The organism is Grimontia marina (assembly GCF_900060185.1).
GTDB classification, from domain to species: domain Bacteria; phylum Pseudomonadota; class Gammaproteobacteria; order Enterobacterales; family Vibrionaceae; genus Enterovibrio; species Enterovibrio marinus.
Genome location: NZ_FIZY01000005.1, coordinates 74,465 through 93,836, shown reverse-complemented (window position 1 = coordinate 93,836; position 19,372 = coordinate 74,465). Strand labels below are relative to the sequence as shown.

General features: G+C 49.2%; 16 protein-coding genes. 12 read left to right on the top strand and 4 right to left on the bottom strand.

Features of this window, described 5'->3' with window-relative positions; all coding sequences use genetic code 11:
* Window positions 1-176: 176 nt before the first annotated feature.
* Window positions 177-1,481: a branched-chain amino acid transport system II carrier protein gene (brnQ, locus tag GMA8713_RS04275; protein ID WP_082804422.1), complete on the top strand. Its 1,305-nt coding sequence runs from the start codon at window positions 177-179 to the stop codon at window positions 1,479-1,481.
* A gap of 79 nt (window positions 1,482-1,560) precedes the next feature.
* Here brnQ and fldB read toward each other — a convergent pair whose 3' ends face one another.
* On the bottom strand, window positions 1,561-2,079 hold the full coding sequence (gene fldB, locus GMA8713_RS04270) for a flavodoxin FldB (protein ID WP_062706061.1): 519 nt from the start codon (window positions 2,077-2,079) through the stop codon (window positions 1,561-1,563).
* Window positions 2,080-2,262: 183 nt separating this feature from the next.
* Here fldB and xerD point away from each other — a divergent pair, with 183 nt between their 5' ends.
* The 7 genes from xerD (at window position 2,263) to GMA8713_RS04235 (ending at window position 12,121) form a co-directional block, all read left to right on the top strand.
* Window positions 2,263-3,159 (top strand): site-specific tyrosine recombinase XerD, encoded by an 897-nt coding sequence (gene xerD, locus GMA8713_RS04265; RefSeq protein ID WP_062706058.1) that lies wholly within the window; start codon window positions 2,263-2,265, stop codon window positions 3,157-3,159.
* A 107-nt stretch (window positions 3,160-3,266) separates the two neighbouring features.
* The gene (dsbC, locus tag GMA8713_RS04260) at window positions 3,267-4,007 is read left to right on the top strand and encodes a bifunctional protein-disulfide isomerase/oxidoreductase DsbC (RefSeq protein ID WP_062706055.1); all 741 of its coding nucleotides are present in this window, start codon (window positions 3,267-3,269) and stop codon (window positions 4,005-4,007) included.
* Between the two features lie 163 nt (window positions 4,008-4,170).
* A complete protein-coding gene (recJ, locus tag GMA8713_RS04255; protein WP_002540385.1) occupies window positions 4,171-5,898 on the top strand; it encodes a single-stranded-DNA-specific exonuclease RecJ in 1,728 nt (575 codons plus the stop codon).
* Window positions 5,899-6,125: 227 nt separating this feature from the next.
* Window positions 6,126-7,224 (top strand): peptide chain release factor 2 gene (prfB, locus tag GMA8713_RS04250; RefSeq protein ID WP_152442392.1). Its coding sequence is split into 2 segments (ribosomal slippage): window positions 6,126-6,200 and window positions 6,202-7,224, totalling 1,098 coding nucleotides; the frame shifts between segments, so codons are not numbered across the junction.
* Window positions 7,225-7,251: 27 nt separating this feature from the next.
* Window positions 7,252-8,766 carry a lysine--tRNA ligase gene (gene lysS, locus GMA8713_RS04245; RefSeq protein WP_062706053.1) on the top strand — a complete coding sequence of 505 codons (1,515 nt, stop codon included), beginning with the start codon at window positions 7,252-7,254 and terminating at the stop codon, window positions 8,764-8,766.
* Window positions 8,767-8,965: 199 nt separating this feature from the next.
* Window positions 8,966-10,372, top strand: a complete 1,407-nt coding sequence (locus GMA8713_RS04240; RefSeq protein ID WP_062706051.1) for an amidohydrolase — start codon at window positions 8,966-8,968, stop codon at window positions 10,370-10,372.
* A gap of 414 nt (window positions 10,373-10,786) precedes the next feature.
* A complete protein-coding gene (locus GMA8713_RS04235) occupies window positions 10,787-12,121 on the top strand; it encodes a sigma-54-dependent transcriptional regulator (protein WP_002540379.1) in 1,335 nt (444 codons plus the stop codon).
* Window positions 12,122-12,177: 56 nt separating this feature from the next.
* Here GMA8713_RS04235 and GMA8713_RS04230 read toward each other — a convergent pair whose 3' ends face one another.
* On the bottom strand, window positions 12,178-12,606 hold the full coding sequence (locus tag GMA8713_RS04230) for a PACE efflux transporter (protein ID WP_002540377.1): 429 nt from the start codon (window positions 12,604-12,606) through the stop codon (window positions 12,178-12,180).
* A gap of 621 nt (window positions 12,607-13,227) precedes the next feature.
* Here GMA8713_RS04230 and GMA8713_RS04225 point away from each other — a divergent pair.
* Window positions 13,228-13,479 (top strand): hypothetical protein, encoded by a 252-nt coding sequence (locus tag GMA8713_RS04225; RefSeq protein WP_002540375.1) that lies wholly within the window; start codon window positions 13,228-13,230, stop codon window positions 13,477-13,479.
* Window positions 13,480-13,586: 107 nt separating this feature from the next.
* Here the strand turns inward: GMA8713_RS04225 and GMA8713_RS04220 are convergent, their stop codons facing one another.
* Entirely contained in the window at window positions 13,587-14,621 is a 1,035-nt protein-coding gene (locus tag GMA8713_RS04220) for an NADP(H)-dependent aldo-keto reductase (RefSeq protein ID WP_062706049.1), read from the bottom strand.
* 256 nt (window positions 14,622-14,877) lie between these two features.
* Here GMA8713_RS04220 and GMA8713_RS04215 point away from each other — a divergent pair, with 256 nt between their 5' ends.
* Window positions 14,878-15,177 (top strand): DUF6482 family protein, encoded by a 300-nt coding sequence (locus tag GMA8713_RS04215; RefSeq protein WP_002540372.1) that lies wholly within the window; start codon window positions 14,878-14,880, stop codon window positions 15,175-15,177.
* Window positions 15,178-15,195: 18 nt separating this feature from the next.
* Here the strand turns inward: GMA8713_RS04215 and mutH are convergent, their stop codons facing one another.
* Window positions 15,196-15,879: a DNA mismatch repair endonuclease MutH gene (mutH, locus tag GMA8713_RS04210; protein WP_062706046.1), complete on the bottom strand. Its 684-nt coding sequence runs from the start codon at window positions 15,877-15,879 to the stop codon at window positions 15,196-15,198.
* Between the two features lie 601 nt (window positions 15,880-16,480).
* Here mutH and rppH point away from each other — a divergent pair.
* Together rppH and ptsP are read left to right on the top strand one after the other, a co-directional pair.
* The gene (gene rppH / locus GMA8713_RS04205) at window positions 16,481-17,005 is read left to right on the top strand and encodes an RNA pyrophosphohydrolase (protein ID WP_002540369.1); all 525 of its coding nucleotides are present in this window, start codon (window positions 16,481-16,483) and stop codon (window positions 17,003-17,005) included.
* Between the two features lie 21 nt (window positions 17,006-17,026).
* The gene (ptsP, locus tag GMA8713_RS04200; protein ID WP_062706043.1) at window positions 17,027-19,285 is read left to right on the top strand and encodes a phosphoenolpyruvate--protein phosphotransferase; all 2,259 of its coding nucleotides are present in this window, start codon (window positions 17,027-17,029) and stop codon (window positions 19,283-19,285) included.
* Window positions 19,286-19,372: the final 87 nt, after the last annotated feature.

Below are 19,372 nucleotides of genomic sequence, written 5' to 3'. Positions count from 1 at the left end.
ATAAATGCCAGTTAATGATTTAAAAATGGATTTATAATCTATTTTTTAATGTTCTATTGTCTGTGTGGTAAAACTTCGTCATTATTCTGCGTAATCGGTATTGCACAGTAAAAATAACCAAAAGGCTAACCGGTTGATTACACAATTATTAAGCAAACACACATAGGTAGTACGAAGTGAAAGAGAGTTTAAAGGTTAGCGATATACTCGCGCTAGGGTTTATGACCTTTGCATTTTTCCTCGGGGCCGGAAATATCATCTTTCCTCCTCTGGCGGGCTTTTTGGCAGGTGAACACACCTTTTCTGCAATGCTGGGCTTTTTGACCACTGCTGTAGGCCTTCCTCTTATTGGTATCGTCGCGGTTGCCGTGGCGGGTGGCGGGTGGAAAGGCCTGACCCGCGATCTGCCAGCGTCAGTGGCAACACTGATGGCGGTGCTGATTTTCATCATTATCGGTCCTGCTTTTGCAGCGCCACGTGCAGGTTTGGTGGCGTATGAGATGGGCTTTAAGCCTTTCCTGAATGCACCGGGCCAATTCGAATTGTCGCTTTTCTCGGTGGTGTTCTTTGCCATCGCAATGTTCTTCTCCCTGTCTCAAGGCAAGCTTATCGACACTATTGGTAAGCTGCTGACGCCTGCCCTGTTTGCGGCACTGGCAGTACTGGCGATTGCGGTTGTGGTGAACCCACAAGGCGATATCGTGGCAGCGCAGGGTGCGTATGTGGATCAGGCGTTCACGACAGGTTTCCTTGAAGGTTACAACACCATGGATACCTTCGCCGCACTGATGTTCGGTATGTTGATTGTTGATGTAATCCGCAAGAAAGGCGTGACGGATCAGGCGAAAACCTGTCAGTACCTGATTTATGCAGGTGTGATTGCGGCCGCGGGTCTGGCATTTGTTTACGTTTCTCTGTTCTATCTGGGCGCGACAGCGACGGGTGTGGCACCAGGCGCGGCAAACGGTGGTGCGATTCTGTCAGCTTACGTGTTGGCGCTATTTGGCCCTGCTGGTCAAATCATCCTGTCGACCATCATTGTACTGGCGTGTCTGACGACGGTTATCGGTCTGGTTTCAGCGTGTTCTGACTACTTCAGCACCCTGACAAAAATCACTTACCGCCAATGGGTCGTTATCCTGTCTATTGCTTGTGCAGTGGTAGCGAACGTGGGCCTGAACCAGTTGATCGCGATTTCTGTTCCTGTCCTGTTTGCACTTTACCCGGTTGCGATTGCGCTGATTGCTCTGACGTTCCTGCGCCGCTTTATGCCTAACCCACAACTGGCATACCGCGTGGTACTGGGTGTGTCTTTGGTGTTTGCACTGTTGGATGCAGCGAAAGTCGCGGGCGTTGATGTCTCTGCACTGAAAGTGCTGCCACTGTTTAACTATGGCATGGCATGGCTGCTGCCAACGGCAATTGCGCTGGTTGCAGTAAGCTTTGCGGGTAAGCGTAAAGACGAAACATCACACGCGTAAAGCAAAGTCATTGGAATACAAAAAACCACCGGATGCGGTGGTTTTTTTATGTCTGAAAGGTGGCTTGCAAGTCCAGGGACTATAGCGTTTCCTGAAACTCAACCAACACCTGCTCACACCAGGTCGCGATGCGCTCATCACTCAGTTCGTATTGGCTATCTTCATCCAATGCCAAGCCGACAAACTGTTTACCGTCTTCGGTCAGCGCTTTTGAGGCTTCAAAGGTATAACCTTCATTTGGCCAGTAGCCGATAAATTTCAGGCCGGTTGGCAACAGCTCATCATGCAGCATGCCCATGGCATCAAGATACCATTCGGCATAGCCTTCCTGGTCGCCAAGACCGAAAAGGGCGGCAACTTTACCTTGCAGGTTCAGGCCATTAAGTTGTGACCACACCGCTTCCCAGTCTTCCTGCAACTCACCGAAGTCCCAGGTGGAAATGCCCAGCAACAGCAAATCGTATTGATTCATTTGGTCAACCGGCGTTTCTTTGATGTTGTGAATATCCACCAAGTCGTCACCCAGGATATCGCGGATTTTCTCTGCCGCCATTTCGGTGTAACAGGTGGTGGAGCCGTAAAACAAACCTATTTTCATGTGCTTTTCCTGCTGTTGCGTCGGGGGGATTCTACTCCTCGTGGCGTTGTATCTCCACCCTGTAAACCACGAGGATTTGGCGCATTTTGCTGCAATCGTTTTGCTTAATCAGGGTAAACCTTGCATTCATGCGGGGGTGAGGTAGTTTGAGAGAAGCAACAATCGAACTTAAGTGAGTGAATCGTGGAACAAAACGCGGCATTGGTAGAGCAGTTTTTGGATGCAATGTGGATGGAGCGGGGGTTATCTGAGAATACTCTGGCCTCATATCGAAACGATCTGACCAAACTTTGCCAGTGGCTGGATAATGACAGCGTGGCTCTGGTGAAAGTGTCATCGTCCAAACTGCAGGACTACCAGCATTGGTTATTCGATCAGGATTACAAGCAAAGCAGCCGTGCCCGTATGCTCTCTGCAATGCGTCGTCTTTTCCAATACCTTTACCGCGAAAAGCAGCGTGAAGACGATCCAACGGCCACATTGATCAGCCCCAAATTGCCTAAGCGTCTGCCAAAAGATTTGTCGGAAGAGCAGGTAGAAGCGTTACTTGATGCGCCCGATGTGGAAGACACTCTCGAGCTTCGCGATAAAGCCATGATGGAGCTGCTGTACGCCACAGGTCTTCGCGTGACTGAACTTATTAGCCTGACCACTGAAAACGTCAGCCTGCGTCAGGGCGTGGTTCGGGTAATTGGTAAAGGTGGAAAAGAGCGTCTGGTGCCAATGGGAGAGGCAGCAATCGACTGGCTGGAGCGATATATGGCGCACAGCCGCCCGGCATTGCTCGGTGAGCAAAGTTCGGATGTGTTTTTCCCTAGCCGCCGCGCCCGCATGATGACCCGTCAGACTTTCTGGCACCGTATCAAGTTTTATGCGGCGCTTGCAGGCATTGATGGTGACATGCTTTCGCCACACGTTTTGCGCCATGCTTTTGCAACGCACTTGCTGAACCACGGTGCAGATTTACGTGTGGTGCAAATGTTGTTGGGACACAGTGACCTGTCGACCACGCAAATTTATACTCACGTCGCGACTGAGCGACTAAAACAGTTGCATCAGGAGCACCATCCTCGGGCATAATGCAGCCGAACGGGTGTTTTTTTACCTCACTTGGGATTTTTTTCGTTTCTGTCCGGTCTGAGTGAGTGACAGTTTGCCCGCAAACCCATTTTCAGGATCTGAACACTATGAATTTAAAACAACTGATGGCGCGTGCTTTGATTGCCTCTGCCATGTTGTCATTCGGCACACAGGCTGCGGAAGGTGCAGACAAAGCGGCAATTGCTGATGTATTGGCGAAATACCGTCTGAACGTTGAAACTATTGAAAAAGCACCAGTTGAGGGTCTCTATGAAGTGGTGACCAATGGCGGCGTGGTTTATGCCAACAAAGACGGTTCTTACTTTATCTATGGCCAGCTTTTCCATACAACGCCAACGGAATCTATCAACCTGACTGAAATCACTCAGGCGAAGCGTAATAAAAAGCTGTTTGAAGAAGCGGATGTTGAGAAAGAACTGATCGTCTATCCGGCGAAAGACGAGAAATACGTGGTTAACGTATTTACAGATACCACTTGTGGTTACTGCATGAAGCTCCACAGTGAAATGAAGGAATACAATGATCTGGGAATTACCGTTCGCTATCTGGCATTCCCTCGCTCGGGTGAACGCTCCCCAAACATCGGCCAAATGAGTGCCATTTGGTGTGCAGATGACAAAGTGGACGCAATGAACCTGGCAAAAGCGCGCAACTTCAATGAAGAAAGTAAACAGTGCACGGATCTTGTCCGTCGCCATATGGCATTGGGCAACGCAATGGGTGTGACGGGTACACCTGCCATTATGCTTGAAGATGGCACGGTTTTGGGCGGTTATCTCCCTGCAAAGGGTTTGCTGCAGAATCTTGAACAGAAATTCAAAGGTTAAATATTTCTTCTCAAAAAGCGCTGACTTGATGGCGCTTTTTTCTTTCTGTCTTCACAGCATTCAGTTCCAAAGTCTTCCGCTTTGAAAACCACCCGCTAAAATGGAGGCTCAATCCGCATTCTTAATGCTCATCGGTATAAGCGATGACTCACAGGTTCTCTCCATGATTGAAATTAAACGTCGTCATGCGGCACAGGATGCTGCTTTTCCTGCTTCAATTCCGCCATTGCTCCAGCGTATTTACGCCAACCGTGGCATCACCTCTGAAGGTGAACTGGAGCGCAGTGCTCGCGGGCTGCTGAATTACAACGAACTACATGGCATTGAACGCGCCGTAGAATTGCTGGCAGCTGCAATGGCAGAAGGGCGACGCATTATCGTGGTGGGCGACTTTGATGCCGATGGCGCAACAAGCTCAGCCCTTTCTGTGACGGCATTTCGCATGATGGGCTGCACCAACGTTGATTACCTAGTGCCGAACCGTTTTGACGATGGTTATGGCTTGAGCCCAGACGTGGTAGAGCAAGCTGCAGCCAAAGGCGCGGAGCTTATCATGACCGTGGATAACGGTGTGTCTTCGATTGAAGGGGTTGCAGCAGCCAAAGCCCGCGATATTCAAGTCGTCGTGACCGACCACCACTTACCGGGCGAAGTGCTGCCGGATGCTGATGCCATGGTGAACCCGAACCTCAACGAGTGTGGCTTTCCGTCCAAATCGCTCGCAGGTGTTGGTGTGGCGTTTTATCTGATGTTGGCACTGCGTGCTCATCTTCGTGATAACGGCTGGTTTGCCCAGCGTGGTATCGCTGAACCGAACTTGGCGGAACTGTTGGACTTGGTCGCATTGGGTACAGTGGCCGATGTGGTATCGCTGGACACCAACAACCGCATTTTGGTGCATCAGGGTTTGATGCGAATCCGCGCGGGGAAATGTCGTCCGGGTATTCAGGCTTTGATTGAAGTAGCGAACCGCAATATGACGACGCTGGTGGCGAGTGATTTCGGCTTTGCCTTGGGGCCACGCATTAATGCTGCAGGCCGCTTGGATGATATGTCATTTGGTATTGAGCTTTTACTGTGTCAAAACCTTCAAGCCGCGCGCCAGATGGCAAGTGAGCTGGATGCCCTGAACCAAAGCCGTAAGGAAATCGAGCAGGGCATGAAAGAAGAAGCGATGGCGATTTGTGAGCGTCTTCAATTTGGTGAAGGCAGCAGTCTGCCTTGCGGCCTTGCACTGTTCCAGCGCGAATGGCATCAGGGTGTGATTGGTATCCTCGCATCACGCATTAAAGACAAATTCCACCGCCCTGTGATTGCCTTCGCTGATGGTGGTGAAGGCACTATCAAAGGCTCAGCACGTTCGATTCAGGGGCTGCATATGCGTGACACCCTGGATGTGATTGATACGCAAAACCCGGGCCTGATTAAAAAGTTTGGCGGTCACGCCATGGCAGCGGGTCTGACCATCGCCGAAGCGGACTTTGAACGTTTCTCGAAACTGTTCGACGAAGCCGTAAAAAACACCATCAGCGAAGAAGAGTTGAAAGGTGTACTGCTTTCAGACGGTGAACTCCTTTCCAATGAGATCAATTTGGATGTGGCTGAAACGCTGCGTTCTGGTGGTCCTTGGGGGCAAGGCTTTCCTGAGCCACTGTTTGATGGCAAGTTCAAGCTGCTGCATCAAAAGCTGGTGGGCGGGAAACACCTGAAAATGATGTTGGAACCAGTCATGGGCGGACAAATGGTGGACGCCATCGCCTTCAACATTGACTTGCGACGCTGGCCGGATCCCTCTGTGCAAATGGTCGAGGTCGCATATCGCCTCGATGTGAACGAGTTCCGTGGCAACCGTACGGTGCAGTTGATGGTTGAGCATATGGCGGCGGTTTAGGTAAGGAAGAGCAGGTCCTAGGGTCCTAGGAAAAGAAGGTCCTAGGAGGAGCAAGAGCCAGAGGCTCTGCTAAACAGTTCAAATACTGTAGGACCCAGGACCTTTAGCCTTTTCTCTCATTTTTCTCCGAAAATTTCTCCTTTGATCCCCATCACACTCTGTATATTCCGTCCGCAATTCTGTAGAATTCGGCGGTTAAAACTCATTCCGAACATAGAAAAGTGACCATGTTTGAAATCAATCCAATCAAAAACCGCCTAGCGGACATTGCCGAGCGTGCAAATGTCCTTAGGGGGTATCTTTGACTATGACGCCAAGAAAGAGCGTCTAGAAGAAGTTAATGCCGAACTCGAACAACCTGATGTGTGGAACGAACCTGAGCGTGCCCAAGCGCTGGGTCGTGAACGCGCGTCGCTGGAAGCGGTAGTAGAAACTATCGACCAGCTGGATCAGGGTGGCGAGTACATCACCGAACTGCTGGAACTGGCAGTAGAAGAAAACGATCAGGATACGTTCGATGAAATCGAGCCGGAGCTGAGCGATCTGGAAGAGAAGCTGTCGAAGCTGGAATTCCGCCGCATGTTCTCTGGCGATCACGACGGTTCTGATTGTTATATCGACCTGCAAGCAGGTTCAGGCGGTACTGAAGCGCAAGACTGGACATCCATGATGCTGCGCATGTACCTGCGTTGGGCTGACGCAAAAGGCTTCAAGACCGAAGTGATTGAAGTGTCTGAAGGTGATGTGGCTGGATTGAAATCAGCAACCGTTCGTATCAGCGGCGAATACGCTTACGGCTGGCTGCGTACCGAAACCGGTGTTCACCGTCTGGTTCGTAAGTCTCCGTTCGATTCAGGCGGTCGTCGTCACACCTCGTTCTCTTCTGCGTTTATTTACCCGGAAGTGGACGAAAATATCGACATCGATATCAACCCGTCTGATCTGCGTATCGACGTTTACCGTGCGTCAGGCGCGGGCGGTCAGCACGTTAACACCACCGAATCAGCGGTACGTATCACACACGTACCAACCAACACCGTGGTGCAGTGCCAGAATGACCGAAGCCAGCACAAGAACAAAGATCAGGCGATGAAGCAGCTTCGCGCAAAACTGTTTGAACTGGAACTGCAAAAGCAGAACGCAGAGAAACAGGCGAATGAAGCAGCGAAGTCTGACATCGGTTGGGGTAGCCAGATCCGCTCTTACGTTCTGGATGACTCACGCATTAAAGACCTGCGTACCGGTATCGAAAACCGTAACACCCAAGCGGTGCTTGACGGTGATCTCGACAAGTTTATTGAAGCCAGCCTGAAATCTGGTTTGTAATTTTTTAAGTTAATTCAAAGGTTCACTATGACTGACCAGTTACAAGACGAAAACAAGCTGATCGCGGAGCGTCGTGCAAAACTGAACCACATTCGTCAAAGCTGCAATGCAAACGGCCACCCAAATGAATTCCGCCGTGAGCACAAAGCGGCTGATCTTCAGGCTGAGTTTGGCGAAAAGAGCAAGGAAGAGCTGGAAGCATTGGATCATAAAGTCAGCGTTGCTGGCCGTGTGATGGCAAAGCGTGGTCCTTTCCTGGCACTTCAGGACGTGAGCGGTCGCATTCAGGCGTACGCAGCGAAAGACGTTCAGAACGTGCTGAAAGAGCAATATCAAGGTCTGGATATCGGTGACATCATCGGTGTGAAAGGTGCACTGCACAAGTCTGGTAAAGGCGACCTGTACGTGAACATGGAAGAGTACCAACTGCTGACTAAAGCACTGCGTCCTCTGCCAGAAAAATTCCACGGTCTGACTGATCAGGAAATGCGTTACCGTCAGCGTTACGTTGACCTGATCGTGAACGAAGATTCGCGCAACGCATTCAAGGTACGCTCTAAGCTGATTTCTGCGATCCGCCGTTACATGGAGTCAAAAGACTTCATGGAAGTGGAAACGCCAATGATGCAAGTGATCCCGGGTGGTGCTTCTGCACGTCCGTTTATCACTCACCACAACGCACTGGATCAGGAAATGTTCCTGCGCATCGCGCCTGAGCTGTACCTGAAGCGTCTGGTTGTGGGTGGTTTCGAGCGCGTATTCGAAATCAACCGTAACTTCCGTAACGAAGGTCTGTCTCCACGCCACAACCCAGAATTCACCATGATTGAGTTCTACATGGCGTACGCAGATTACAACGACCTGATCGACCTGACTGAAGACATGCTGCGTACCGTGGCCGTTGAAGTTCTGGGTGAAACCTCTATGCCTTACGGCGATTACACCGTGGAATTCGGTGGTAAATACGCACGTATGACTATGTTGGAAGCGATCAAGCACTACAACCCAGAGCACGCTGATATCCAAGCGCTGACAGTGGAAGATGTTCAGGATCGTGAGAAGCTGGTGGCTATTGCGAAGTCTCTGGAGATCTACGTTGAGAAATTCTGGACTTGTGGTCAGCTGCTGGAAGAAATCTTCGGTGAAACCGCAGAACCTAAACTGATCCAGCCAACCTTCATCACTGGCTACCCGGCAGACATCTCTCCGCTGGCGCGCCGTAGCGATGACAATCCGTTTTTCACCGACCGCTTTGAGTTCTTCATTGGTGGTCGTGAAGTGGCGAACGGCTTCTCGGAGCTGAACGACGCAGAAGATCAGGACGCTCGCTTTAAAGCACAGGTTGATGCGAAAGACGCAGGTGACGACGAAGCGATGTTCTACGATGCAGACTATATCACTGCACTGGAACATGGTCTGCCACCAACTGCGGGTCAGGGCATCGGTATCGACCGTCTGGCAATGCTGTTTACCAACACGCACACTATCCGTGACGTGATTCTGTTCCCGGCGATGCGTCCACTGAACCAGAAGAAAGACTAAATCTGACTGACTTCTGAGACGTCTCTGAGACACCAAAAACACTGGCTTATGCCAGTGTTTTTTTATGTGCGTATGTTAGTGTGCAAACGTTTGCTCAATGTCACAAATATTGCGATGCAATTAACGTTTTAGTTCCGGTTTGATTCATCTGCAGGGATGATGCCCGCGCAATTCCTTGCTGCTTTTATTGAAGATAACCATGCTAAAAAAATCCTTCCTTTCTGCCAGTGTTGCTCTGGCAACGTTGGCTTCATCGGCAGCGTTTGCTGTTGAACATATCGACCTGTTAATTAAAGACGCGACCGTATTGACCATGAACGCTGACAAAGCGGTTTACGAGAATGGTGTAGTGGCTGTTAGTGGCAACAAGATTGTGGCTGTCGGTGATGAGAGTCTGTCGGAAGCCTATCAGGCCAAAACCGTCTTGGATGTGGATGGCGACATCGTGATGCCAGGATTGATCAACACCCACACTCATGCCTCAATGACAGTGTTCCGTTCACTGGGTGATGATGTGCCAGATCGCCTGCACCGCTATATCTTCCCATTAGAAAGTCAGTTGGTGAGCAGAGATATGGTACGTATCGGCGCGCAACTGGGTAATGTGGAAATGCTGAAAGGCGGCGTGACCACTTATGCCGATATGTACTACTTCGAAGATGAAGTGGCGAAAACCGTCGACAAGATTGGTATGCGCGCGATTCTGGGTGAAACCGTGATTAGGTTTCCAGTCGCTGATGCCGCTAACGCGGAGGAAGGCATCCAATACGCACTGAACTTTATTAAGGAATATAAAGACCATCCTCGTATTACCCCTGCTTTCGCGCCACACGCACCTTATACCAATACCACCGAAGTGCTGCAGAAAATCACCAAGCTTTCGCTTGAGCACGATGTGCCGGTAATGATCCATCTTGCGGAATCAGAGCGTGAAAACGAAGTGATTGCTGAGCGCAGTGGTGGTAAGTCTCCCGTCGAATACATGGCGGATATTGGTGCGCTGACGCCGAACTTAGTTGGCGCGCACGTGATTAATGTCGATGAGCACGATATTGCGCTGCTGAAAAAGCACGATGTGGGCATCGCGCATAACATGAGTGCCAACATCAAGTCTGCCAAAGGTGTGTCTCCGGCTTTGAAGATGTTTGATGATGGTCTTCGAATTGGTCTCGGGACTGACGGGCCAATGTCAGGTAACACACTCAGTACAGTGGATGAGTTCAACCAAGTTGCTAAAGTGCACAAGCTGGTGAACAAAGATCGCGCGGCAATGCCTCCGATCAAGGTCATAGAAATGGCAACCATGGGAGCGGCACGTGCTCTCCACATGGAAGACAAAATAGGTTCTCTGGAAACGGGTAAGCTGGCAGACATCATCGTAATTGATACGAAAGCGCCAAACATGGTGCCAATGTACAACCCTTATTCAGCCTTGGTTTACTCCGCGTATGCATCGAACGTGAAACATGCCATCGTTGATGGCCAGCTTCTGATGCAGGAGAGAGACATACTGACGGTGGATGAAGACAAAGTGCGCCAGGAAGCGTTGCAGTTTGCAGACAAAGTCAGAGAAACCGTCATCGCCAGTGGCGAAGAAGTGAGATAGTTTCTCGAAGCCCTGCCTTAAATGAAAGACCGCGTCTCACTTGGACGCGGTTTTTTTGCTTTCTCTATCAATAGATAGCCTCAATTAATCGGGTCATAGTCTATGATCTAAGAAATTTTAAAGAGAATCTTAAATTTCTCAAAATTGAGAAGTGTTTGAAATGTTGGCCATTTTGATGGCTTTTTTGGGCATCATGGAATAGTCTATCCTATTAATAATACTGATAAATATGTCAGCTACTAGATGCCTATGTTGTCAGCAAATCGAACAGCAAAAGTGTCTTATCTGGGAACTGTGCTGATTTGAGAGCTACCTTGTATCTACATTGAGACAGACCTGCTTGTCTTACAAAATATAATGATACTCACAACATTTTGAACACGTGTCGTTAATGGATGACTAAAGGCAGGCGTTATGGGTATGCAATTCAGATCTGAGGCGGTTCCAAGTTCACTCGTCGTAGTAGGCGGAACTTACGAACCTTGGCTGGCAACACTGGAACAAGCAGGTTGGCGTTGTCACCGCTGTTATGACCTCAGAGCAGCACAATCTCTCCTTCAGGACATTGGTCCTTGCATTGGTATTGTGGATATCAGCCACGATGATTTCAGTCTCAACGGTGTCGCATCACTGGTAAACCGCAACAAGCAGGTTCGCTGGCTGGCGCTGATCCGCGAAGATCAACTCAACAATGATGCAATTTGTCAGTTCATTGTGAGCTTCTGCATCGACTACTTCACTTCTCCAATTCCAGATAGCCAACTGATGAGCACCATCGGTCACCAACTGGGCATGCTGAAGCTTGAGCGTCACGTATGGCCTCAACTGGGCGACCACAGTGACATGGGACTGCTGGGTAAAACCTCTGTGATGAAGAAACTGCGTGATCAGGTTCGTCGTGTCGCACCGACTGACGTATCAGTTCTGATCAACGGTGAAAGCGGTACCGGCAAAGAGCTGGTGGGTATGGCAATTCATAATGCTTCAACCCGCGCGAAAGGTCCGTTCGTTTCTGTGAAATGTAGCGCGCTACCAGAGAAGCTTATTCAAAACGAGCTGTTTGGTGATGGCACGACAGAAGGCAAAGTGCAGCAAGCGCACCAAGGCACTCTGTTCCTGGATGAAATTGGTGATTTGCCTCTGAATCTTCAGGCAAACCTTCTGCATCTTTTGCAGGATGGTACGGTAGAAACGCACGACGACAAATATTCGAAAGAGATTGATGTTCGTGTGATTGCGGCGACGCACATGGATTTGGAAAAAGCGGTTGCTGAAGGTCAGTTCCGTGAAGATCTGTTCTACCGCCTCAATGTTCTGCGCATTTCTGTTCCTTCACTGAAAGAGCGTAGTGCAGACATTCCTGAGCTGGCTGAGCACTTCCTGTTGAAGTTTGCACGTCAGTACAACACGCAGGCGCGCACCTTCTCTGAAGAAGCGAACAAGATCCTGACCAACTATAGCTGGCCAGGTAACGTACGTGAGCTGATCAACCAGGTGAAACGTGCAGTACTGCTGGCGGATAATCTGGTGATTGAGGCTGAGCATCTGGATCTGCCACGTCAGGGCGATTACAAACAAAGCCTGCGTAAGATTCGTGAAGAGTCTGAGCGTGATGCACTGCTCGCTGTGCTGGAAAGCAACAATGGTCAGGTGTCTGCTGCAGCGAAAGAGCTGGGTGTGTCACGTGCAACTATGTACCGTTTGCTGAACAAGCACAGCTTGATTCCTGCACCGCGTAGCTTTCGCTAAGTAATTAGCTGAAATAAAAAAACCGCCTTATTAGGCGGTTTTTTTCGTCTATTAGATTACTGGGTGACTAGCTTCCCTTCATTAATAGGAAACACTTTATCGTACGCCAGATTGTAGACGTATGCGTAAACCAGATAGAAGGCCACCAGACCAATGTCCATCAGGAAAGCTTGCCACAGGCTGATGTTAAGCCACCATGCAATAGCAGGCAGCGTCACCCAAAGCAGTCCCAACTCAAACAGTACCGCATGAAGGATACGATGCTTTTGTTTCTTCTCGGTCCTGCCGGTCATTTTCACCATAGCTTTGTCAAACCACAGGTTATAAATGTAGTTCCAACCTGTCGCCAGAATGGAAAAAGCCACACCCAACACACCTGTGTGTGCGGCATCAAAACCAAACAGGGACAGAATGCTTACAATGAGGATAAGGCCTATCACCTCGAAGGCGATGGCGTGTCGAATACGGTCTGCTGCAGTTCTCATGGTGTGTTACCTCTCAATCAATGCCGACATGATATCCACTAATAAGATTGAAAATAGTTAATTACCATCCGAAATTCGGATGATTTGGAGGTAATCAAAGGGAGGCCCTTAATGCATCCACTTCATCGTTAAATCTCATAGAAATAGAACAACCATTCCTAGTGAAATTTGCTTTGAATTGAACGCATTGATGACCTCTGAATGCGAGAATCTTCAGGTCATTTGGGTATATGTCCTCATTAATAGACAAATACTCGAACAGGATGCGGTGAAATATTGCTCAAGTTGTTGAATAAAGCACATGCCACTAAATTCATGGTTATATAAAATAACGCGTTGATATATTGATCTAAATCATTAGTATTAACAGTGAATTTACAAGTGCGGAATACTCCGCAGGTTTACGCAGAAAGGAGGCAATAAGGTGACAAATCAACTGTTTACATCCGTCATGACTTGCGCCATCCATCTGTGCGCAGATATGCGAAAACCTGTACAATAATCCGCACCCTTTAGCAAATGGGCCGCGGATATGACTGCGGCTCTGACCGACACTTCCTAGTTAAGATCCCTCTCCCGCAATCTATCCAAGGCCTCCTGAAACTCAACAAGGAGTCCGTCATGAACCAATCTATGTACCTGCGTCTGGCCGTGTTTTTCGTCCGTATGGATATTAAACGTGAAGAGTCAGCCTGGAGAAAAGCCCATCGCCGAATTCGCTATGTTGGCGAGCCTTTGTCAGAGCATCTAATGCGAGATATTGGTTTCGAGAAAGATGGCTTATCTATCGGTCACACCGTTGCACCTAAATTTAAAGCCCAACGCGAAGTGGCACGAATGCGCAGAAAGTTAAGGTTGAACCTGACAACGTAATCAAAAGGGAGTCACTATCCTGGGTGACTCGCGAATTCCCTATAATCACATAATAAAAAAGCGCCTTACGGCGCTTTTTCTATTTAAAAACCAAAGGCCAGTAAGCGCTATGGACAAGGATTGGAGTACTGCTGGCCAATCTCTTCAATGCGCTTCAGCAATTCTTCCGGCAATTCAACGTCTATGGAATCGATGTTGGTTTTGAGCTGCTCAAGCGTCGTAGCGCCGATGATATTACTAGCGACAAAGGAGCGGGTATTGACGTAAGCCAGTGCCATCTGCACTGGATCGATAGCAAATTCCTTCGCCAGATCAACATAAGCCTGAGTTGCAGCCAGCCCTTGCTCGGTGAAGTATCGGGCGAAACGCTCCCAACGGGTGCAGCGTGCTCCTTCTGGTTTAGCGCCATTGAGGTATTTTCCGCTCAACACACCAAACGCGAGCGGTGAGTAAGCTAACAGCTCGACGCCTTCCTGATGACTGATCTCTGACAGACCCACTTCGAAGCTGCGGTTGAGCAGATTATACGGGTTCTGGATTGACACAATACGCGGCAGGCTGTGCTTTTCCGCCAAACGAAGATAGCTCATCACGCCCCATGGCGTTTCGTTCGAGACGCCGATGTGACGGATTTTGCCTTCGCGCACCAGTTCGGCGAGCGCATCCAGAGTATCCAGCAGGGTGACGCCTGAGTTTTCGTCCTGATGGTCGTAGTTCAATTGTCCAAAACTGTTCACATGGCGCTGTGGCCAGTGCACCTGATAAAGGTCGATGTAGTCTGTCTGCAAACGGGCGAGACTGTCGTTGACAGCCTGACGAACATTACGGCGATCAAGTGACATGTTTTCACGAATGTACGGCACGCCGCGAGGACCTGCGATCTTGGTGGCGATAATCACCTTGTCGCGTTTACCCGACTTTTGCAGCCAGGTGCCAATATATTGCTCTGTCAGCCCCTGTGTTTCTGGGGTCGGTGGCACCGCATACATTTCCGCGGTATCAATAAAGTTCACGCCATGGTCGAGTGCGAAGTCCAGCTGCTGATGAGCATCTGCTTCTGTGTTCTGTTGACCAAAGGTCATAGTACCAAGACAAATCTTACTGACTTCCAGATTGGTATGGGGAAGAGTGTGGTATTGCATCCTTTCTCCTTGGGCTGCATCTCATGGACGACGAGAAACACGTTTTCGAGATGTGCGGGGTTTACCTTCCATCTTAGAAAGTTTTCTTGTCGGTACAAGCGAAAAAGTGGGGGACTTGGTGTAGATCCGGAGGAAGGTTTTGAGATGTCGCAAATGGATTCCGTGGGAGCGATCAGAATTATCAGTTTTAAACCACACACACTATCCTGAGTCCTTATACTAGAATTAACATTCGATTAACAATGCGGGTAACGAAATGAAATTAAAGCAATTGAAGAGCTGGATACAGGCTCACCCGGACAACGTTCCCCATTGCTATGTGATTGCACATGCAGGTGGTGCACAGTATGTGGTGGAAGTGGAAGTCAGGCACAAGCTGGAGCCACTGAAAGACGACAATACGGATGAAGTGATGCATTTTGACAACATGGAACAGGTGTCAGAGAAGCTTCGCAAAGTGGGAGTGAAAAAAGCAACGTTACGTCTGCTGGATCCTTATGATGAGTTTGGGCCCGCGGATACTTCCTGCAATGAGGACATGGAAATTACGCTTTAAGGTCGACAGACCCTAGAGCTAACTTTCGCTTTCCGGCAGCATAAAGTGGCGGGCGAGTATCTTGCCCGTGAACTGAGTGCGAAGATAAAAGCCACGGGGCAAGGTTTTGATGGGTTGACCTTTAGCGCCATAGGCTTCAGTTTTGACTTTGCTGTTTGCCGCTTTAGGGCGAAGCTGTAAGAACTCACCGTGTCTGGCACTGATTTCATGCACTTTTCCCAGCACGATAAACTCCATCAATTCTTCCCAATCCGCTTTTAGCTGCGACTCTTCATCTTCTGAAGGCTTCCATAATAACGGCATACCTACATGACGCTCGCAAACCGGAATTTCCCTTTCACCTTCAACCGGGATCCAAAGCACTTTTGATAGCTTGTTGCGGATATGACTGTTTTCCCAGGTCAACCCCTGAACACCAGTCAGTGGCGCGACACAGACAAAAGTGGTTTCCAATGGTTTTCCTGTATGGCTGATAGGGATGGATTTCAGCTCGATCCCTAATTCCTGAAAATCCTGCTCGGGCTTGCTGCCTGCAGTCGCACCCAGACAGGTCTCAAGCAACATGCCTACCCAGCCCTTTTCTCGGCGCAGATCTACTGGGCATTCCAGTCCATGTTGTTCGGCCAGTTCACCGAGCGTAAAGCCCGCCAAAGCAAAGGCGCGTTCAAGGAGTTCAGCTTCTGAATTGGGTGCGGGGATCATCATGCCTCGGTGTCTTAGTTGTCTGCAGTGAACGCTATCAGCCTCACCATAATGGATCCACTAATTTTTGCACCCTTACGGAGTTATCCACAACGATCTAAGTGTCGGAGGTGTAAAAATGGATCATGGATGCTTATACAGTGGTTTTGGTCACATAAATAGGCGGCTTTTGGATCATTCTGATTGGAAAGTGAGCGAGTGGTGTGGGTAAGTCTTACTTTGATGGATCTTTGACCACTTTAAGATCGTTCTGTTTTTGTCCTCCGATTTTGCTTGGGAATATGAACCTAAATTTAATTATGAATATGAAATATATAGATATAATTTAAATTCCCCGCTTGTGTGGACACTTTTCATATCGGTCAAAGAGACACTTTTGTCCCGTTTAAAGTCTGTTCTGCACAAATGTATCCACAGAAAGCGTGAATAAATGTGCGCTTAGTCTCACCGGATTGTTTATAACTTAGTGGTGACCAGGGATTTATCCATAAAGGCGGTTGAAGCCCCCAAAAAATGCGTCTCATACACAATGTTTGTTTACCACTGTGCACATTGTGTGAAAAAATCACTGGTAATAGAGATTTATATTTGAGGTCGTCCAGTGATAGATGGCGATGGCTACCGTCCCAATGTGGGGATAGTTATTTGTAACAGCCACGGTCAAGTTCTCTGGGCTCGTCGATACGGACAACACTCCTGGCAATTTCCACAAGGTGGTATTGATGATGGTGAAACACCTGAACAGGCCATGTACCGTGAGTTATACGAGGAAGTAGGGCTCACGAAGAAAGACGTAAGAATTCTGGCTACCAGTCGTCATTGGTTACGCTATAAATTACCTAAACGTCTGGTTCGCTGGGATTCCAAGCCAGTGTGTATCGGTCAGAAGCAAAAGTGGTTTTTGCTGAAGCTGGAATGTGACGAGTCAAAGGTGAACATGCAGCGCGGGGGGACACCGGAATTTGATGGCTGGCGTTGGGTCAGTTATTGGTACCCTGTGAGGCAAGTGGTGTCGTTTAAACGCGAAGTTTACCGACGAGCTATGAAAGAGTTTGCGCCAATGGCGATGCCTTTTCGCGAAAGAAAGACCAAACGAAAAGGTAAGCGGGGCACAGCAAAGAACTAAGGATGAACGTCGAGGGCGCCGATGCTGACGAAACTGAGGGATATCGTTAACAATGTAGCGTCGTCCACCGACGTCAAACAGGCGCTCAATGTCTTAGTGCGCGAGACCTGTTCTGCGATGCAAACCGAGTGTTGCTCGGTTTATATCGCGGATCATGACCGTGAACAATATGATCTTATGGCGACCCAGGGACTCAATGCCCGTGCTCGCCGCGTTTCTCTCTCTTTTGATGAAGGCTTGGTGGGCTTAGTTGGTCGTCGTGCCGAACCCATCAACCTTGCACTCGCCAGTTCGCATAGCGACTTCAAACACTTTCCTGATATCGGCGAAGATATTTTCCAAGCCTTTCTTGGTACACCCATTATTTATCGCCGAAAGGTGCTGGGAGTTTTGGTTGTCCAGCAGCGCGACTCTCGTCAGTTTGATGAAAGTGAAGAATCTTTTCTGGTCACGTTGGCGGCCCAACTTGCGGTAGTTTTTGCTCACGCCAAGGCGCAAGGCTTTTGGCCCAACAACGCAAAAGGCGCCTTACTTTTAGAAGGTGCTGCTGCATCTCCTGGGGTTGCTATAGCTAAAGCCTGGTGTGATGTATCCCAGCCACGGTTGGATTTGGTCTTTCCGGCATCTTGCCTTGATACACAAAAAGAACGTGACAGATTGGATGGTGCTATCAGCGCAGCCATTACCGAATTCCGCCGTTTGCGAAAGCGTTTTGACAGTGAACTGAATCAGGACACGCTGGCGATCTTCGATCTTTTTATCCACCTTCTGAATGATCCCATGCTGCGAAAGGCGATGAATGAGCGCATTCAGAATGGCGATTTGGCAGAGTGGGCGGTAAAGCAAACCATTGACGCGTTTTCTGAGCGTTTCCAGAACATGTCAGATCCTTATCTTCGCGAACGCGCCAATGACGTGAAAGAACTGGGTCAACGCTTGCTTTATTTCCTTGAGAATCAGGAAATCAAGCAGTGGAATTTTGACGAACCTATCGTGCTGTTCGCCCGCGAATTGACGGCAGCCATGCTGGCTGCGATCCCACGCGATCGTCTGGCGGGTGTCGTCGCAGAAGAAGGGGCAGTAAATGCGCACGCTGCCATTTTGGCAAGAGCCTTGGGCATTCCTGCTGTCATGGGCGTGGAATTCAGCCCGCAGTTGGTGCACCGCAAGCAAATCGTGCTGGATGGTTTCAAGGGGCGTTTGCTGGTTGAGCCAGCACCTCAGGTTCTTGAAGAGTATGAGCGTCTTCGTGATGAAGAGTTGGAGCTTCAACAGGAAGTCGAAAGTACCTTCACGAAGAAGACAGAAACGTCTGATGGTGTGCGGGTAGAAGTCCATTTGAATGCGGGACTCAGTGCTGATACCAGCATTGCTATCAACCGTGGGGTAGATGGCGTTGGTCTCTACCGCACCGAAGTGCCGTTTTTGATGCAACGAAGCTTCCCGTCGGAAGACGATCAGGTGAATCAATACCGTGCGATTCTGGATTGCTATCCCAAGCAGCCAGTGGTCATGCGTACACTGGATATTGGCGGTGACAAACCATTGCCTTATCTCAAAATCGAAGAGGATAATCCTTTCCTTGGTTGGCGCGGAATCCGTTTTACCCTAGACCATCCAGATATCTTCCTGATTCAGGTTCGAGCGATGCTGCGTGCCAGCATCGGGCGCGATAATCTCTCCATCCTGCTGCCGATGATTTCTGGTTTGTCTGAGCTGTTAGAAGCCAAAGCACTGGTAGAGAGAGCCTTTGCGGAAGTCACGGAAATAGCTAGTGTGCAAGGCGAGACCTTGAAGCTGCCAAAACTTGGGATCATGGTAGAAGTTCCTTCCGTGCTCTACCAATTGGACGCCATTGCTCCTCACATCGACTTTCTCTCTGTCGGCACCAATGACCTAACACAGTATTTGCTGGCGGTGGACAGAAACAACGCCCGAGTGGCAGATGTCTATGATACATTCCACCCTTCAGTGTTGGCGGTGCTTAGGCAAATTCTCGACAACAGCAAACGGCTTAAATTGCCGGTGAGTGTTTGTGGTGAGTTTGCCGGTGATCCTATTGGTGCATCACTGCTGGTGGGAATGGGATACAGACAGCTCAGTATGAATACCCGTAGTGTGGCGAAGATAAAATACGTTTTGCGCCATATTCCGAGTAAGCAGCTTGAGTCGCACGCGGCGACTGTCCAACAACTGTCATTAGCGCGTGATATAAGAAACGCTTCAGAAGCCTTTTTAGAACAGTACAATCTCGGCGGTTTGATCCGGGTAGGTAAGTAGCCACAGCGATACTCGGACGTAAAGCTCAGGGCAAATAAATAAGGTGATCTGGCTATTTAAAAAGTGCAGCACCCATAGGAATATTCC